The sequence below is a fragment of the Paraburkholderia sp. EG286B genome (assembly GCF_040965655.1).
In the GTDB taxonomy this organism is placed as follows: Bacteria; Pseudomonadota; Gammaproteobacteria; order Burkholderiales; family Burkholderiaceae; genus Paraburkholderia.
In genome coordinates, this window is sequence record NZ_JBFRCF010000012.1 from 49937 (window position 1) to 66861 (window position 16925).

General features: G+C 64.9%; 11 protein-coding genes and 1 pseudogene. 1 reads left to right on the forward strand and 11 read right to left on the reverse strand.

From position 1 onward, the window contains the following. Positions 1–4 precede the first annotated feature (4 nt). From AB4Y42_RS25140 to edd, 3 genes are all read right to left on the reverse strand, one after another. Entirely contained in the window at positions 5–1366 is a 1362-nt protein-coding gene (locus AB4Y42_RS25140) for a GntP family permease (RefSeq protein ID WP_368690181.1), read from the reverse strand. 297 nt (positions 1367–1663) lie between these two features. Continuing rightward, positions 1664–2305: a bifunctional 4-hydroxy-2-oxoglutarate aldolase/2-dehydro-3-deoxy-phosphogluconate aldolase gene (gene eda, locus AB4Y42_RS25145; RefSeq protein ID WP_368695682.1), complete on the reverse strand. Its 642-nt coding sequence runs from the start codon at positions 2303–2305 to the stop codon at positions 1664–1666. Between the two features lie 2 nt (positions 2306–2307). Beyond that, positions 2308–4221, reverse strand: a complete 1914-nt coding sequence (gene edd, locus AB4Y42_RS25150) for a phosphogluconate dehydratase (RefSeq protein WP_368695683.1) — start codon at positions 4219–4221, stop codon at positions 2308–2310. Positions 4222–4510: 289 nt separating this feature from the next. Here edd and AB4Y42_RS25155 point away from each other — a divergent pair, with 289 nt between their 5' ends. Then, on the forward strand, positions 4511–5368 hold the full coding sequence (locus tag AB4Y42_RS25155) for a MurR/RpiR family transcriptional regulator (protein ID WP_368690178.1): 858 nt from the start codon (positions 4511–4513) through the stop codon (positions 5366–5368). Between the two features lie 100 nt (positions 5369–5468). Here the strand turns inward: AB4Y42_RS25155 and AB4Y42_RS25160 are convergent, their stop codons facing one another. From AB4Y42_RS25160 to AB4Y42_RS25195, 8 genes and pseudogenes are all read right to left on the reverse strand, one after another. Continuing rightward, positions 5469–8741: a YadA-like family protein gene (locus AB4Y42_RS25160; RefSeq protein WP_368695776.1), complete on the reverse strand. Its 3273-nt coding sequence runs from the start codon at positions 8739–8741 to the stop codon at positions 5469–5471. Between the two features lie 204 nt (positions 8742–8945). Next, positions 8946–9080: pseudogene (locus AB4Y42_RS25165) on the reverse strand (ESPR domain-containing protein); the annotation flags it as partial. Positions 9081–9849: 769 nt separating this feature from the next. Further along, a complete protein-coding gene (locus AB4Y42_RS25170; protein WP_368692886.1) occupies positions 9850–10272 on the reverse strand; it encodes a CopD family protein in 423 nt (140 codons plus the stop codon). Between the two features lie 76 nt (positions 10273–10348). Next, positions 10349–11620: a glutamate-5-semialdehyde dehydrogenase gene (locus tag AB4Y42_RS25175; RefSeq protein WP_368695777.1), complete on the reverse strand. Its 1272-nt coding sequence runs from the start codon at positions 11618–11620 to the stop codon at positions 10349–10351. 192 nt (positions 11621–11812) lie between these two features. Next, positions 11813–13012, reverse strand: coding sequence for a DNA polymerase III subunit delta (gene holA / locus AB4Y42_RS25180; RefSeq protein WP_368695684.1), 1200 nt, complete (start codon positions 13010–13012; stop codon positions 11813–11815). 43 nt (positions 13013–13055) lie between these two features. Next, entirely contained in the window at positions 13056–13619 is a 564-nt protein-coding gene (gene lptE, locus AB4Y42_RS25185) for an LPS assembly lipoprotein LptE (protein WP_342950336.1), read from the reverse strand. A gap of 98 nt (positions 13620–13717) precedes the next feature. Then, positions 13718–16312, reverse strand: coding sequence for a leucine--tRNA ligase (gene leuS, locus AB4Y42_RS25190; RefSeq protein ID WP_368695685.1), 2595 nt, complete (start codon positions 16310–16312; stop codon positions 13718–13720). A gap of 178 nt (positions 16313–16490) precedes the next feature. After that, positions 16491–16922, reverse strand: a complete 432-nt coding sequence (locus AB4Y42_RS25195; protein ID WP_324162301.1) for a biopolymer transporter ExbD — start codon at positions 16920–16922, stop codon at positions 16491–16493. Positions 16923–16925: the final 3 nt, after the last annotated feature.

Here is a 16925-nt window from a genome sequence, read left to right on the forward strand (position 1 = left end):
CGCGTTACACCACCGCTGCGAGGGCGAAGGTAAGCCCGAGGCCCAGCAGCGAAATAATGGTCTCCAGCAACGACCATGTCTTGAACGTCTGCACGACGCTCATGCCGAAATACTCCTTGATCAGCCAGAATCCGCCGTCGTTGACGTGCGAGAAGATCAGCGAGCCCGAGCCCGTGGCGAGGACGAGCAGTTCCGGTTTCACGGTCATGGCGCTGGCCGATGCGATCGGCGCGACGATGCCGCAAGCCGTGGTCATGGCGACCGTGGCCGAACCCGTGGCGAGACGGATCAGCGCGGCGACGAGCCAGCCGAGCAAGAGCGGCGACAGATGTTCGTTCTGCGCCAGCTCGACGATCTGCTTCGACACGCCGCTGTCCATCAGCACGCGGCCAAAGCCGCCGCCCGCGCCCACGATCAGTGTGATGCCGGCGATCGGCGCGAGACAGTCGCCGCAGAACTTCTGGATCTGCTCACGCGTGAAGCCGCGCTGCGCGCCGAAGGTCCAGAAGCTTACCAGCACGGCGATCAGCAGCGCGACGTCCGAGGTGCCGACAAAGTGCAACAAATTGCTCGGCAGGCTCTTGGGCTCGAACACGAGATCGGCCCAGCTGCCGATCAGCATCAGGATCACCGGCAGCAGGATCGTGAAGAGCGTGACGCCGAAGCCCGGCAGCTCGCTATCGGGCTTGGGGTCGGCCTTGCTCACGAACTGCTCGGAAAGCGGATTGCTCTCCGGCAGCTTGATGTAGCGGTGAATGAAGAGCGCGAAAAGCGGCCCGGCGATGATCGCCGTAGGCACGCCCACCATCAGGCCGTAAGCGATGGTCTTGCCGATGTCGGCGTGATACGCCTGCACGGCGAGCAGCGCGGCCGGGTGCGGCGGAATCAGCCCGTGCACGACCGAAAGGCCCGCCACCATCGGCAGGCCGATCAGCAGCAGCGACTTGCCGGTGCGCTTGGCGACGTTGAACGCGATCGGAATGAGCAGCACGAAGCCGACTTCGAAGAACACCGGCAAGCCGACGATGATCGCGACGACCATCATGGCCCAGTGAATATTCTTCTCGCCGAACCAGCGAATGAGCGTCGTGGCAATGCGCTCGGCGCCGCCCGATTCCGCCATCATCTTGCCGAGCATCGTGCCGAGGCCCACCACGATGGCGATGTGGCCGAGCGTGTTGCCGTTGCCGGTCTCGAACGACTTGACGATCTGATCCATCGGCATGCCGACGGCGAGACCGAGCAGCAGCGAAACGATGATCAGGACGAGAAACGGATAAACCTTGAAGCGCGTGATCAGCAGGATCAGCGCGGCGATCGCGACGAGCGCGTAAATCAGCAGCATGCTGCCGTGGGCCACTCCCATGAGGCTCCTCTCCAGGTAGTTGTTCGAAGTCCTTTTGCCCTGTGCGGCGACGGATGCGCGCAGCAGCGCCCATGCGGGACAAAAGTGCCGGCCGTCGCCGGGCCGGGGATTGTAGAGCTTATAACGACTTTTGGTGCAGCGTACTTAAAAGACACGCGAGCCGCGCAAGCGCGCGCCCGAAAGGCGCCGTTTGCGCGGCTCGCTGCACGCCCCCGTACACGCGGGGCGCGGCATTCCGGTCTTCGTTGCGCCGCAACATGCAGCGCGCGCCTCAGCGCATCGAGCAGACGCGCTCGATTAGCGCACCGGGCGCGACAGCTCGCTCGCGGCGTGCGCAAGGCGCGTGACTTCGTCCCAGTTCTGCGCGGCGATGGCCGCCTTCGGCGTGAGCCACGAACCGCCCACACACACCACGTTGGGCAGCGCGAGGAAGGTCGGCGCGGATTCGGCGCTGATACCGCCCGTGGGGCAGAACTTCAGCGTCGGGAACGGGCCGTGGAAGGCCTGCAGCATGTTCAGGCCACCGGCCGGCACCGCCGGGAAGAACTTGACGATCTCGTAGCCCAGTTCCATCGCGACGATGATGTCGGTCGGCGTCATCACGCCCGGCAGCAGCGGCAGGCCCGCGTCGAGCGAAGCCTGATGGATCTCGCGCGTGAGGCCCGGCGAGACGCCGAACCGTGCGCCGGCCTTCTTCGCGAGCGCGCAGTGCTCGGGCTTCGTGATCGTGCCCACGCCCACGACGATGTCCGGGGCGATCTTCGCGGCGCGCTCGATCGCTTCGAGGCCGGCCTTCGTGCGCAGCGTGATTTCGAGCACCTTCACGCCGCCCGCGTGGAGCGCGCGGGAAACGTGCTCGCCCTGCTCCGGCGTGTCGAATGCGAGCACCGGGATGACGGGACCGAGGCGAACGATGTCGGCGACTGTGCTATTTGCCATGTTCAGGCTCCTTGATGATGAATTGAGTTCGCGGCGTGGGCCGGTGCATGGGTCGTCGCAGCGGCCGGTGCAGGCGCGGCCTGCTCGCCCACGAGCGGACCGAACACCGTGGCGCCCAGCTCCGCCGGCGCGGCGGTGGCGCGGAACACGCCGAACAGCTCGCGGCCAAAGCCCACTTCATTGAGCTCCTGATGCGCGGGCTGCGCGACCGGACGGGCATCCCACTCGGCAGCATCGACTTCGATGTCGAGCACGCCTTCCACTGCGTCGATCACGATCGTATCGCCGTCGCGCACCTTGCCGATCGGGCCGTGCAGCAGCGTTTCAGGCGAAACGTGGATGACCGCGGGCACCTTGCCAGACGCGCCCGACATGCGCCCGTCGGTCACGAGCGCCACGTGAAAGCCCTTGTCCTGCAGCACGCCGAGCAACGGCGTGAGGCGGTGCAGCTCCGGCATGCCATTCGCGCGCGCGCCCTGGAAGCGCACGACAGCCACGAAATCGCGCTCGAGTTCGCCGCGGTCGAATGCTTCCTGCACGGCTTCCTGCGAATCGAACACGATGGCGGGCGCACGCACCTTGCGGCGCTCCGGAGCAACCGCGGAAACCTTGATGACACCGCGGCCCAAACGGCCCTGCATCAGGCGCAGGCCGCCGTCCGGCTGGAACGGCGTCGGCAGCGGACGCAGCACGGATTCGTCGGCGCTCTTCTCCACCGCCGGCACCCAGGTGAGCTTGCCGTCGATGAGCTTCGGCTCCTCGGTGTAGTGGCGCAGGCCACGGCCCGCGACGGTATTCACGTCTTCGTGCAGCAGCCCGCCATCGAGCAGCTCGCGCACGAGGAAGGCGATGCCGCCCGCCGCGTGGAAATGGTTCACGTCGGCCTTGCCGTTCGGATAGACGCGTGCGAGCAGCGGCACGGCGTCCGAGAGCACGTCGAAGTCGTTCCAGTCGATGATGATGCCCGCCGCCCGTGCCATCGCCACGAGGTGCAACGTGTGGTTGGTCGAGCCACCCGTCGCCATCAGCGCGACGATGCCGTTGATCACGGCCTTCTCGTCGACCACATGGCCGATCGGCGTGTAATTGCCGCGCTCGACGGTGAGTTCGAGCACGCGGCGCGCCGCAGCGGCGGTGAGTTCGTCGCGCAACGGCGTATGCGGATGGATGAAGGCCGAACCCGGCAGATGGAGGCCCATGATCTCCATGAGCATCTGGTTGCTGTTGGCCGTGCCGTAGAACGTGCAGGTGCCGTGGCCGTGATACGCGGCGGCCTCCGATTCGAGCAGCGCCGCGCGATCGCACTGACCGGTGGCGAACTGCTGGCGCACCTTGGCCTTGTCGTCGTTCGTGATGCCGCTCGTCATCGGGCCGGCGGGCACGAAAATGGTCGGCAGGTGGCCGAATTGCAGCGCGCCGATCACCAGGCCCGGCACGATCTTGTCGCACACGCCGAGGCAGAGCGCCGCATCGAACATGTTGTGCGTGAGCGCGACGGCCGTGCTCATCGCGATCACTTCACGCGAAAAGAGCGACAGCTCCATGCCGGCGTTGCCTTGCGTCACGCCATCGCACATCGCCGGCACGCCGCCCGCGAACTGCGCGACGCCGCCGCCTTCGCGGGCCGCCTTCTTGATGATGTCGGGGAAATCCTTGTAGGGCGCGTGCGCCGAGAGCATCTCGTTGTATGCCGAAACGATGCCGATATTGGGCTCGCGAATCGACTTGATCGAGATCTTGTCGCGACCCTCGAGGCCGGCGAAGCCGTGGGCGAGATTCGCGCACGAGAGCGCGCCGCGCGCCGGGAACCGGTCCTGAGCCGCCGCGATGCGCGCCAGATAGGCCTCGCGCGTGGGCTTGCTGCGCTCGATCACGCGCTGCGTGACCTTCATCAACTGAGAATGCGGGGAAACCATCGAATCTCCTTCCTTCTTGTCACGGCGGGGACGCTCGGGGCCAGTTCAGGTGTGCTTTGGGCGCACCAGACAGCGATGGCGCGATGTTAGTAGAAAAACTACAAGACGACAATCCCGGTAAGACCCTGGGAGCGCGACGGTAAGCGAACGCCTAGTCTCATTATTTACAGGCCTTGCGCGTTGACGCGCGGCTGGACTGAAAAGAAGCAAACGGCGCTCCTGTAGTTTTTGTACATAACGTCCGATCCGTTATAGTCCACGGATCTTTCAGCATAGTGCGAGTTTCCTGATGCTGCTGTCCCAGGTGAAAGCCATGCGCGAGCAATTGCGCCCTTCGGAGCGCAAGCTCGCCGATTACGTGATTCAGGCGCCGCGCGAGGTGCTCGATCTGTCGATGACCGAGGTCGCCGAGCGCGCGGGCGTGAGCCAGCCGACCATCGCGCGGTTTTGCCATGCGCTGGGATTCTCGGGATTCCGGGAGTTCAAGATTCGTCTCGCGCAGGCCGTTGCCGCGGATCTGCCCTCGGAACACCCGGCCGTCTACCGCGACGTGAGCCCGGACGAGCCGGTGCCGGGCGTTGCGGCCAAGGTGCTCGACCGCACCATCGGCGCGCTCCTGCAGGTACGCAACAACCTCTCCACGGACTCGCTCGCCGCGGCGATCGGCCTGCTCGCGCACGCGGCGCGCATCGAGTTCTATGGTGCGGGTGGCTCGGGCATCGCCGCGCAGGACATGCAGCACAAATTCTTCCGGCTCGGCATGCCGAGCGTCGCGTATTCGGATCCACAGACGTTCCTGATGTCGGCGGCGCTGCTCGGCCCCGGCGATGTCGTGGTGGCGATCTCGAACACGGGGCGCACGCGCGACATCGTGGATGCCGCGCGCACGGCGCTCGATCGCGGCGCCAAGGTGATCGCCATCACGCACGGCACGTCGCCGCTCGCGCGCCTAGCGAGCGTCGGCCTGCACGCGAACGTCGACGAGGACACCGACGTCTTCTCGCCGATGACTTCGCGGACTTCGCATCTCGCGATCGGCGACATACTCGCGGTGGGTGTGGCGCTGCAGCGTGGTCCGGAGCTCGCAGAGAAACTCGCCGATGCGAAGGAGATCATCGCGCGAAGAAGGCTGGACGCGAACGGCTGACGGCGGACCAGAAGGCGCACCAAAAAAAGCGGACTCCCGAGGGAGTCCGCTTTGCGTTCAGGCCCGAACTACGCGGCCGATCGCCTGGGGAAAGCCGGGCTTACCACTGGTACGACATACCGCCGCCGATCGTGGCACCGCCACCCGATGCATACCCGCCGCCCACCTTCACCTTGAGGTTCTGCGTGATGCGCGCCGATGCGCCGAGCGCCACTGCCTGATAGCCCTGGAAGTTGGCCGTACCGATACCCACCGCGACGGTCTTGCCCTGATCGACTTCCGGAATCATCGTCAGCGCGGTTGCCGCCGCGATACCGCCGTAGGCGTTGCGCGCCACCGAGTTGACGTTGCTCTGGAGCGCATTCAGGCCGCCCTGCAACTGCCCCATGTTCACCGCATCGGTGGCGTGGACGCCATTCGCGACATTGGTGATCCGACGCTCATTGCCTTGCGAGCCCACGGACACGGTGTTGTCCTCGTCCGCGACCGAGTTCGCACCGAGCGCGACCGAGTTGTTGCCCATGGCTTTTGCCGAGTCGCCAATCGCCGTTGCGTTCGCACCCGAAGCGATCGCACCGCCGCCTGCCGCGATCGAGCTGGCGCCCGTGGCCGAAGCCGCGCCGCTCGTCGTGTTGGTCGACAGATACTCAGTGCCGTTGACGCTGATGTTCTGGATCTGCTGATTCAGGTTCGAGACCTCGACGTTCGTGGCGTACAACTGCGAGCCCGTCACGGCGTCCGTGCTCGACGCCGAGAGCTCGGCGTCCTGCAGGTTGGTCAGCTTGACCGCCGTCGTCGAATCCGGGCCGCCCAGCGTGACCTTGTCGTGTGCCGACGAGTCGTACTGAACCGCGTTCGCCACCTGGCCCGAGATGTTGGTCACCGTTTGCTCGATGTTCGTTACACGGCCATCGATGTTCGAGATCGCGCTGCCGACGTTGTTGTAAGTGTCGCCGCCCACGACGTACGTCGGCGCCGAGACCGAGCCATCGGGGTTGACCGTCGAACCGCCGCCCAGCGCGCTGGCCGTGCTCGATGCAACACCGTAGAGCTGGCCGCCGTTCACGGCGTCCGTGCTGCTTGCCGCAACGACACCATTCGCGACGTTATGCAGCGCCACCGGCGCGTGATCCAGCGACCCGCCGAGCGTGACCGAGTTCAGCGAGGTGTCGTCGTAGGCGACGAACGCGTTCGAGATGTTGCCCGACGGATCGACCTTCGCACCCATGGCTTCGAGCTGCGCGACGTTGACCGCGTCGTTCGCATCCACGCCGTTCGCCACGTTGTGCAGCACGACCGGCGCATGCCCCGAGCCGCCGAACGTGACCGTATTGAGCGACGTGTCGTCATATGCGACGAACGCGTTGCTGATGTTGCCCGATGCATCGGTCTTCGCGCCCAGCGCGTAGAGTTGCGAGCCATTCACCGCGTCGAGGCTCGAGGCGTTCAGCGCAGCATTCGCCACGTTCGTCAGCACGACCGGCGCGTGCGAGGTGCCTGCGCCGCCCAACGTCACCGTGTTCAGCGTCGTGTCGTCATAGGCGACAAACGCGTTGGTGATGTTGCCCGACCCATCGGTCTTCGCGCCCAGTGCGTACAGCTGCGAACCGTTCACCGCGTCGAAGCTCGTGGCGTTCAGCACGCCGTTCGCCACGTTCGTCAGCGCGACCGGAGCGTGGTCCGTGCCTCCGAGCGTCACCAGGTTCATCGACGGGTCGTCGTAGTGCACGGCGTTCGGGTCCGTCCCACTGCCACCGCCTGCGTTCAGCGCGGCAATCGCATCGCCCACGTTGTTGTAGGTTTTGTGATCGACGGTATAGGACGGATTCACGATCGAACCGTCTGCGCTGTACGTCGAACCGCCGCCGAGCGCGCCGGCCGTGGAACTGGCAAGGTTGTACAACTGCGCACCGTTCACGGCGTCGACGCTCGACGCATTCAGACGGGCGGCCGCGACGTTCGTCAGCACGACAGGAGCGTGGTCCGTGCCGCCCAGCGTCACCGAGTCGTGCGTCGACGTGTCGTACATCACCGCGTCTGCGAGCTGACCGTTGATGTTCGTGACGTCGCCTTGCAGGTTCGTGATGTCGGTCGTGTTCTGCGTCACGCGTCCGTCGAGATTCGTGATCGCGCCACCGACGTTGTTATAGGTGTCGCCACCCACGTTATACGTCGGGTTCGAGAACGAGCCATCGCTGTTCACCGTCGAGCCGCCACCGAAAGAATCCGCCGTCGAGCTGGCCAGGTTGTACAGCTGCGAGCCGTTCACCGCGTCGAAGCTCGTCGCCGAGACTGCGCCCGAAGCGACGTTATGCAGCGCCACCGGCGTGGGCGCATCCGTGCCGCCCAGTGTCACCGAATCGTGTGCCGACGTGTCGTACTTCACCGCATCGGCGAGCTGTCCGGCAATGTTCGTGACGTCGCCTTGCAGGTTCGTGATGTCGGTCGTGTTCTGTGTCACGCGTCCGTCGAGGTTCGTGATCGCGCCACCCACGTTGTTGTAGGTGTCTCCACCTACGTTATACGTCGGGTTCGAGATCGAGCCATCGCTGTTCACCGTCGAGCCGCCGCCGAACGAATCCGCCGTCGAACTGGCCAGGTTGTACAGCTGCGAACCGTTCACCGCATCGGAGCTCGTCGCCGAGACTGCGCCCGAAGCTACGTTGTGCAGCGCCACCGGCGTGGTCGCATCCGTGCCGCCCAGCGTCACCGAATCGTGTGCCGACGTGTCGTACATCACCGCATCGGCGAGCTGGCCGTTGATGTTCGTAACGTTGCCTTGCAGGTCGCTGATGTCGGTCGAGTTCTGCGTGACCTGCTGGTTGGTCGCGAACAGTTCCGAGCCATTCACCGCGTCGGTCGACGAAGCCGTCAGTTGGCCTGCCGCAACGTTGGTGATCGTGCGCTCCTTCCCCGCCGAACCCACCGAGACCGTGCTCTTCGCGTTCGTGCCGGCGAAGGTGTAGCCATTGCCGCCGATCGTCGCGCCCGGCGTGTTCACCACGGCTGCTGTGGTCGTACCCGTGCCCAGCGCCACGTCGTTTGCATTGCTCGCGACGGCCAACGTGCCTATCGCCATCGAACCATCGCCGACTGACGTCGCGCCGCTGCCGACGGCGACCGAGCTATCGCCGGCCGACGTCGTCGTAGCGCCCATCGCCACCGACGCATTGCCCAACGCCTTGTTGTAACTGCCCATTGCGGCAGAGAAATCGCCACTTGCTATTGTGCGGTAGCCCAGAGCGCTGCTGGCATCGCCGGCTGCCGTTGCGAGCGAACCCACCACGGTTCCAAATGCGCCCGTAGCGGTGGCACCGAAGCCAACCACGCCCGCATTCTGGCCACTGGCAAGCGCGTATTGGCCGATTGCCATCGTTCCTGCGCCTGTTGCACTGGCATTGGCGCCGATCGCAAGGTTGAACTGCCGCAGAGAGCGACCATCCTTTGTAATCAGATACGTATTTGAAGTGTCAGCTGCATAAGCGTTCGAACCAATCGCGAGGTTCGAGTCAATGCCACTGTCATTCGGCGCGGTAGCGCCACTCCCGCCAGCGATATACGCGTGCGCCTGGCTGGCAGCCCCCAACGCCGCGATGGCAATCGCCACCGCCCTCACGTTGCCCTTACCCTTGCGCCTGCCTTTGGCGTTTTCCGCCGCTGCAACCCATGTTCTTGTGGTCTCGTTCCAGACTGATTTGTATGTCCTGTTCATTCCTAGCCCTGGTGAATTCCGGGAGTACCGACCGCGTGATACCCATAGGCGTCACAACCCGATGCGTGCTGCTATCTGTCGGCCATTTCCTTCAATAGAGAAAATCAACTGGCCCATTAAAGCCAACGATCTGCGTCGAACACGCCATGGCTCGATTATTTCGATAGCTCAGAAAATGCTTACAGACCGATCGGAGCCATATGCGATGACAGCAGCAACTTTATGGACTCGAAATCACAGGGAGAATAAGAGAACTCTTAAAGCAAAAGGCGCCATGCGATAGGGCTGAGGCACACAATCAGCAAGGAAGATAGCCGCAGGCAGAAGGCGTACACGACGCTCTCGAAGGTCGAGAGAAGCGCATAAGAATCAAAAGGAAATTTCCGCGTTTTCCCTCAATCACACAGAAACTTATTACAAAAAATAAACCTTAATTCCGCACCAATAATATCCCCCTACGCCTTTTCTAAAAAATCCTACGCATTCGGCTCAATTGCATTAAGAATTGTCAGAATTTTTTTCGGCAAATATTAAAACCCCGCAGCGACGGGCGGCCCCGCTGTTCTCGACGAATTTCTCGACGATAAGTTATTCGAAGTATTGCGGAGGAGATCGACTATCGCTTCACCGACGTGTTCGTAAAGGAGGACGGCTGGCGTGTTGCGGCGGCCCGCATGCGCCGCGAGACAACGGGCACCATCTGACGGCGCCCGCGCAGGGGAAAAAGCTGGAATACGCGCCGCAGTAGCGGCGTCAATGGGTCAGTGGTTCAGAACGGCTTGATCACAGCCAGCGCCACCGCAGCCAGCATGCCGAGCACGGGAAGCTCGTTGAACATGCGATACCACTTGTCGGAGCGGCGGTTTTCGCCGCGCTCGAAGGTCTTGAGCAAATGTCCGCAGTACGCGTGATAGACGATGAGCAACACGACCACGCCCACTTTCGCGTGAATCCACCCCTGGCCGCGCCCAATCCCCACCACGAGCCACAGCCACAGTCCGCATAGCAGCGCGGGCACGGCGATCATCGTCATGAAGCGGTAGAGCTTGCGCGCCATGATGAGCAGACGCTTGACGGCCGCAGGCTCGGTTTCCATCGCGAGATTCACGAAGATGCGCGGCAGGTAGAACAGGCCCGCGAACCACGAGGCGATGAGCACGATGTGAAACGTCTTGACCCAGAGCATCGACATTATTTTTTTCTTCTTCGTGAGCGATTGTGCAATGAGGCGGCGCGCGACGCCGTGCACCGCCTCGTGCGGTTCGTGACTATTGACGGCCTTCGCCGTGGCCGAGCACCACGTACTTCAGCGAGGTCAGCCCTTCCAGGCCGACCGGGCCGCGCGCATGCAACTTGTCGTTCGAAATGCCGATCTCCGCACCGAGGCCGAACTCGAAACCATCGGCAAAGCGCGTCGAGGCGTTCACCATCACGCTTGCCGAGTCGACTTCGCGCAGGAAGCGCATCGCACGGTCGTGGTCTTCGGTGACGATCGCATCGGTGTGGTGCGAGCCGTAGGCGTTGATGTGCTCGATCGCGTCGTCGAGCGTGTCGACCACCTTGACCGCCAGCACGGGCGCGAGGTACTCGGTGCGCCAGTCCTCTTCGGTCGCGTCCACCAGCGGAGCTACGCCCGCGTCGGCGAGAATCGAGCGCGCCGCAGCATCCACGCGCAGTTCGACTTCCTTCTCGCGATACAGGCGGCCAAGCGGCGGCAGCACGTCGTGCGCAATGCCGCGCGCCACGAGCAGCGTCTCCATCGTGTTGCAGGTGCCGTAGCGGTGCGTCTTGGCGTTGTCGCACACGGTGAGCGCCTTCGCGAGATCGGCGCGGTCGTCCACGTACACATGGCAGATGCCGTCGAGGTGCTTGATCATCGGCACGCGCGCCTCGGCCATCAGGCGCTCGATCAGGCTCTTGCCGCCGCGCGGCACGATCACGTCCACGAATTCCGTCATCGTGATGAGCTTGCCCACGGCCGCGCGGTCGGCGGTCTCGACCACCTGCACCGCGTCCTGCGGCAACCCCGCCGCGGCCAGCCCTTCGCCGATCAGCTTCGCGAGCGCCGTATTGCATTCGAGCGCCTCAGAGCCGCCGCGCAGAATCGTGGCGTTGCCCGACTTCAGGCACAACGCGGCCGCGTCGATCGTCACGTTCGGCCGCGATTCGTAGATGATGCCGATCACGCCGAGCGGCACGCGCATCTGCCCCACCTGAATGCCGCTCGGGCGGAACTTGAGGTTGCTGATCTCGCCGATGGGGTCGGACAGCGCCATCACCTGGCGCAGGCCTTCCACCATCGTCTTGAGCGCCTTGTCCGACAGCGTCAGGCGGTCGATGAACGCCGCGTCGTGGCCTTTCTCCTTCGCGCGCGCGAGGTCGCGTGCGTTCGCATCCTTCAGTTGCTGCGCGTCGCGCTCGATGGCTTGCGCCACCGCTTCGAGCGCCGCGTTCTTCGCAGCCGTCGAGGCCCGTGCCATCGCGCGCGAAGCGTTGCGGGCGCGGCGGCCGAGGTCGGTCATGTACTGGTCGATATCCATGGTGTCTTTCGTCATGCGGCGCGTGAGGCGCAAGTCAGATGAGCTGCCCAAGCGCGGTTCGATTCAAAGCGGTTCAGGCCGATTTTAAGGCCAGCCGCCAAGGTTTGCTGGACGTGGCCGGGCGCGTGCACCGGCCGCGCGGCAGGCGTATCGCAGGCGCCGTAGTGCCGGTTCAAGCAAGCGCGAGACGCTTTACCCTTGCCGGCGCGACGGCCCTGCGGTGCGCGGTCGGGCCGCGGCCGCTGCTGCGGCGGCGGCGGCGGCTGGGCCAGTTGGCTGGGCACCTGGCGCAGCAGCACCACGCGCACCGGCGGCAGCGCGCGCCTGCGGTGCACCCTCACGTGGCGCGGCCACCGTCATGGCGAGTTCGAACAGGCCATCCCAGGCATCGGGCGGCAGCGCATTGCGCCACTCGGCGCGCGATTGACCCGAAAGCCCCTTGACCTGGCGGTCGAGGCGCGCCGCGAGCGCGAGACCGCGCTCCAGCGCCGCTTCGCTCAGGCGCGACAGCGCCGGCCCGATGAGCCGCTCGCGCGGCCCCCACACGCGGTTCTCGCGCAGCAGCATGGCGAGCGGCTTGCCCGCGGCCACGCCGCGCTTGATGCGCAATAGCGTGCGGATTTCCTCGACCACGGCCCACAGCACCAGCACCGAAGCCTCGCCTTCGCCCTGCAGCCCGTCGAGCATGCGCGAGAGACGGCCAACGTCACCCGTGAGCATGGCTTCGTTGAGCTTGAATACGTCGTAGCGCGCGACGTTGAGCACGGCGTCGTGAATCTGCTCGAAGCTCAGCACGCCTTGCGGATACAGCAGCCCAAGCTTCTGTATTTCCTGATGGGCGGCCAGCAGGTTGCCTTCCACGCGCTCCGCCACGAATTGCAGCGCGCGCCGGCCGTCGTCGCCGGGCGCCACGCGCTGGCCTTGCAGCGCCAGACGCTGGCCGATCCAGTTCGGCAGTGCCGCGCGCTCGACCGGGTCGATCTTCAGCGCGACACCGCTCTCAGCCAGCGCCGTGAACCACGCAGACTTCTGCGTGGCGGCGTCGAGGCGCGGCAGCGTGACGAGCATCAGCACGTCGGGATTCGAGGCAGCGGCGAGCGTCTTGAGCGCGTCCGCGCCTTCCTTGCCGGGCTTGCCCGACGGAATGCGCAACTCGACCAGCTGGCGATCCCCAAACAGCGACATCGACTGGCTCGCGCCGAGCAGCGAACTCCAGTCGAAGCCGCGCTCGACGGTGAACACGGAGCGGTCGGTAAAGCCCGCCGCGCGCGCCGCTGCGCGGATGCGGTCGCACGCCTCCTGGGCAAGCAGGTGTTCGTCGCCGTAGACGACGTACAGGCCGGCCGGCCCTCTCGCGAGGTGCGGTTCGAGTGCGTCGGGTCGCAGTTGCATGGCGCTCGGTCGAAGGTCGCTCAGTAGATGGAAACCGCGCGCATTACAGCGGCGGCGGCGGCAGCGGTGCGCGCGGCGCGACACCCGGCACGACCTGATCGGGCGTCGGGTTGATCGTTTTGAGCACGGCAAGGCGCCGCATGAGCTGGTCGACGGCGTCGTTCTGCATGTCGGTGAACAGCAGATCGGCTTCCTGCGTCTTGGCAGTCGAGAACTGATCGCTATAGGTCATCGCGCGGTTCAGCGAAATTGCGCTCGGCTGGATCAGCACGCTGCCGTCCGGTCTCGTCAGCGTATAGTTCAGCGAATAGTTGACCTGATATTCCACGACTGCGCCGAGCGAATTCAGCGTGAGCGTGCTGAAGCTGCGCCCTTCGGATATGTGCAGCACGGCGTCGGCGTTGGCCACCGAGTCGACCACCACCGAATCGCTGCCGCCTTCGACCATACGCGAGAGGCGTCCGACGAGCGGCGGCGGCGCGCCGACGACGGCGAGACGCTTGAAGGCGAAGTTCTCCTCGCCACGCAGCTGGAAGCCGCACGCCGAGAGGGCCAGCGCGCTGCCCGCCACGAGCGGGAACAACCTGAGAAACGATCTGCGAATCACATGGACTCCCTGGGTTCGCGACAGAGTCGCCGGTGTCGGCTGAGCGGCGCCGCACGTGCTTCGCGCTACGCCGCTCGACATGGCCTTGGTTTGCCTCGTCAGACCACGACGTTCACGAGGCGGCCCGGCACGACGATGATCTTCTTCGGTGCACGGCCTTCCGCGAACTTGACGAACATCTCGTGCGCGAGTGCGGCCGCCTCGATCGCATCCTTCGGCGCGTCCTTGGCAACCGTCACGGCGCCGCGCACCTTGCCGTTCACCTGCAGCACGAGTTCGATTTCGGCCTGCTCGAGCGCCTTTTCGTCGACCTTCGGCCACGGTGCGTCGAGCAGCGTGCCGTATTCGTCGCCGTAGCCGAGCGCCTTCCACAGTTCGAATGCGATGTGCGGCACGACCGGGTACAGCACGCGCAGCAGCACGCCGAACGTTTCGCGCTGCACGCCAGCACCGGCACCCTTGGCGCCGTCGATGGCGTTGAGCATCTTCATCGCCGCCGATACAACGGTGTTGTACTGCAGGCGCTGATAGTCGAAGTCGGCCTGCTTGAGCACGCTGTAGACTTCGCGGCGCAGCGCCTTTTCGACCTCCGTGAGCACAGCCGCATCGAACGAGGCGCGCGACTGGATCGCTTCGGCGTTCGCGTGGCCGAAGGCCCACACGCGGCGCAGGAAGCGGCTCGCGCCTTCCACACCCGCGCCCGACCATTCGAGCTGCTGCTCGGGGGGCGCCGCGAACATCGTGAACAGACGCGCCGTGTCTGCGCCGTACTGGTCGATCAGCACCTGCGGGTCGACGCCGTTGTTCTTCGACTTCGACATCTTCTCCACGCCGCCCAGCACCACGGCCTGGCCGTCGCTGTTGAGCGTCGCGCCGATCGGGCGGCCCTTGTCGTCGTGCGTGACGGTCACGTCGGCCGGGTTGTACCAGGTCTTCTTGCCCGCAGCGTCTTCGCGGTAGAACGTTTCGTTGAGCACCATGCCCTGCGTGAGCAGGTTCCTGGCCGGCTCGCCGAACTTCACGAGGCCGAGGTCGCGCGAGACCTTCGCCCAGAAGCGCGAGTACAAGAGGTGAAGAATGGCGTGCTCGATACCGCCGATGTACTGGTCCATCGGCATCCAGTAATCGGTGCGCTCGTCGACCATGTTCACCGCATCCGGCGCGGCGTAGCGATAGAAGTACCACGACGAGTCGACGAAGGTGTCCATCGTGTCGGTTTCGCGCTTCGCGTCGGCGCCGCAGGTCGGGCACTTGCAGTTCAGGAAGGCTTCCGACTTCGCGAGCGGGTTGCCCGTGCCGTCCGGCACGAGGTCTTCCGGCAGCACGACCGGCAGGTCCTTTTCGGGCACCGGCACGTCGCCGCAGCTCGGGCAGTGGATGATCGGGATCGGCGTGCCCCAGTAGCGCTGGCGCGAAATGCCCCAGTCGCGCAGGCGCCACGTGACCTGCTTGTCGCCGAAGTCGAGCGCCTTGAGGTCGGCTGCGACGGCGTCCACGGCCGCCGTGTAGGCGAGGCCGTCGTACTTGCCGCTGTTCACACAAACGGCGCGTTCCTTGTCGCCGTACCATTCCTGCCAGCCGTCGAGCGAGTACGTCTCGCCTTCTGCTGCGATGACCTGCTTGATCGGCAAGTCGTACTTCTTCGCGAACGCGAAGTCACGCTCGTCGTGGCCCGGCACGCCCATCACGGCGCCTTCGCCATAGCTCATCAGCACGTAGTTGCCGATCCACACTTCGACCTTTTCCTGCGTCAGCGGATGCGTGACGAAGAAGCCTGTGGCCATGCCCTTCTTTTCCATCGTCGCCATGTCGGCTTCGGCCACGCCGCCGCGCTTGCATTCGTCGATGAACGGCAGCAGTTCCGGCTTCTCTTGCGCGAGGCGCGTGGCGAGCGGGTGCTCCGCCGCGATCGCACAGAAGGTCACGCCCATGATCGTGTCGGCGCGCGTGGTGAACACGCGCAGCAGCTTCTTCTCGCCGTCGAGTTCGTACGGGAAGCCGAAGTTCACGCCGAAGCTCTTGCCGATCCAGTTCTGCTGCATGATCTTGACGCGCTCGGGCCAGCCGAGGCCGTCGAGGTCGTTCAGCAGCTCGTCGGCGTACTGCGTGATGCGCAAGTAGTACATCGGGATTTCGCGCTTTTCCACCAGCGCGCCCGAGCGCCAGCCGCGCCCGTCGATCACCTGCTCGTTGGCGAGCACGGTCTGATCGACCGGGTCCCAGTTCACCGTGCCGGTCTTCTTGTAGGCGATGCCCTTCTCGAGCATCTTCAGGAAGAACCACTGGTTCCACTTGTAGTAGTCGGGCTTGCAGGTGGCGATCTCACGCGACCAGTCGATCGCGAGACCCATCGACTGCATCTGGCCCTTCATGTACTCGATATTGTCGTACGTCCACCTGGCCGGCGGCACGTTATTGGCCATCGCCGCGTTTTCGGCGGGCATGCCGAACGCGTCCCAGCCCATCGGCATCAACGTGTTGTAGCCGTTCATGCGCAGGTAACGGTACATCACGTCGTTGATCGTGTAGTTCCGCACGTGGCCCATGTGCAGCTTGCCCGACGGATACGGCAGCATCGAGACGCAGTAGAACTTGGGCTTGTCGGCCTTCTCGGCCGTCCGGTAAGCGTCGGTGGCGCGCCATTCGCCTTGCGCGGCGGATTCGACGTCGGTGGGAACGTATTTTTCGAGCATGGTGTGGGTGGTGAACGCTGGAAACGGGCGGCTGCTTCGGTACCTTCAGTGCCGGATGCACCGGGCCGGCCGTTCACGATACCGGCAGATTGCGGCGGTTTCGCTGGGCCCGTTTTTAAAGGAAACGTTGATTATACCGTTGACTGGCGCGCGCTCAGCGGCGTGCGCAGTGGCGTCTTCAATGAGCGCCGGCGGGCGGCTCGGTCACGAAGCCGAGGCGCGTGAGACCGGCCTGCTGCGCGGCGCCCATCACCTGGGCGATCACGTCGTAGCGGGTCTCGCGCGCGGCGCGCAGCTGCAGCTCGGGCTGCTGCGACTCGGGCTGTTTGCCCGCTGCCGTGAAGCGCGCGCGCAGCTCGTCCAGCGTGATGGGCTGGGCGTTCCAGTAGAGCTTGCCGGCGGCGTCGATGGAAAGCGTGACGGTCTGCGCCGTCTGCTGCGCGGGCTCGGCGGCGACCTTCGGCAAATCGAGCCGGATCGCGTGCGAGAACAGCGGCGCGGTAATGATGAAAATGACGAGCAGCACGAGCATGACGTCGATGAGCGGCGTCATGTTGATCTCCGACATCGGTGCCGTATCGCGCTTCTTTTCGAGTCCGCCGAATGCCATACG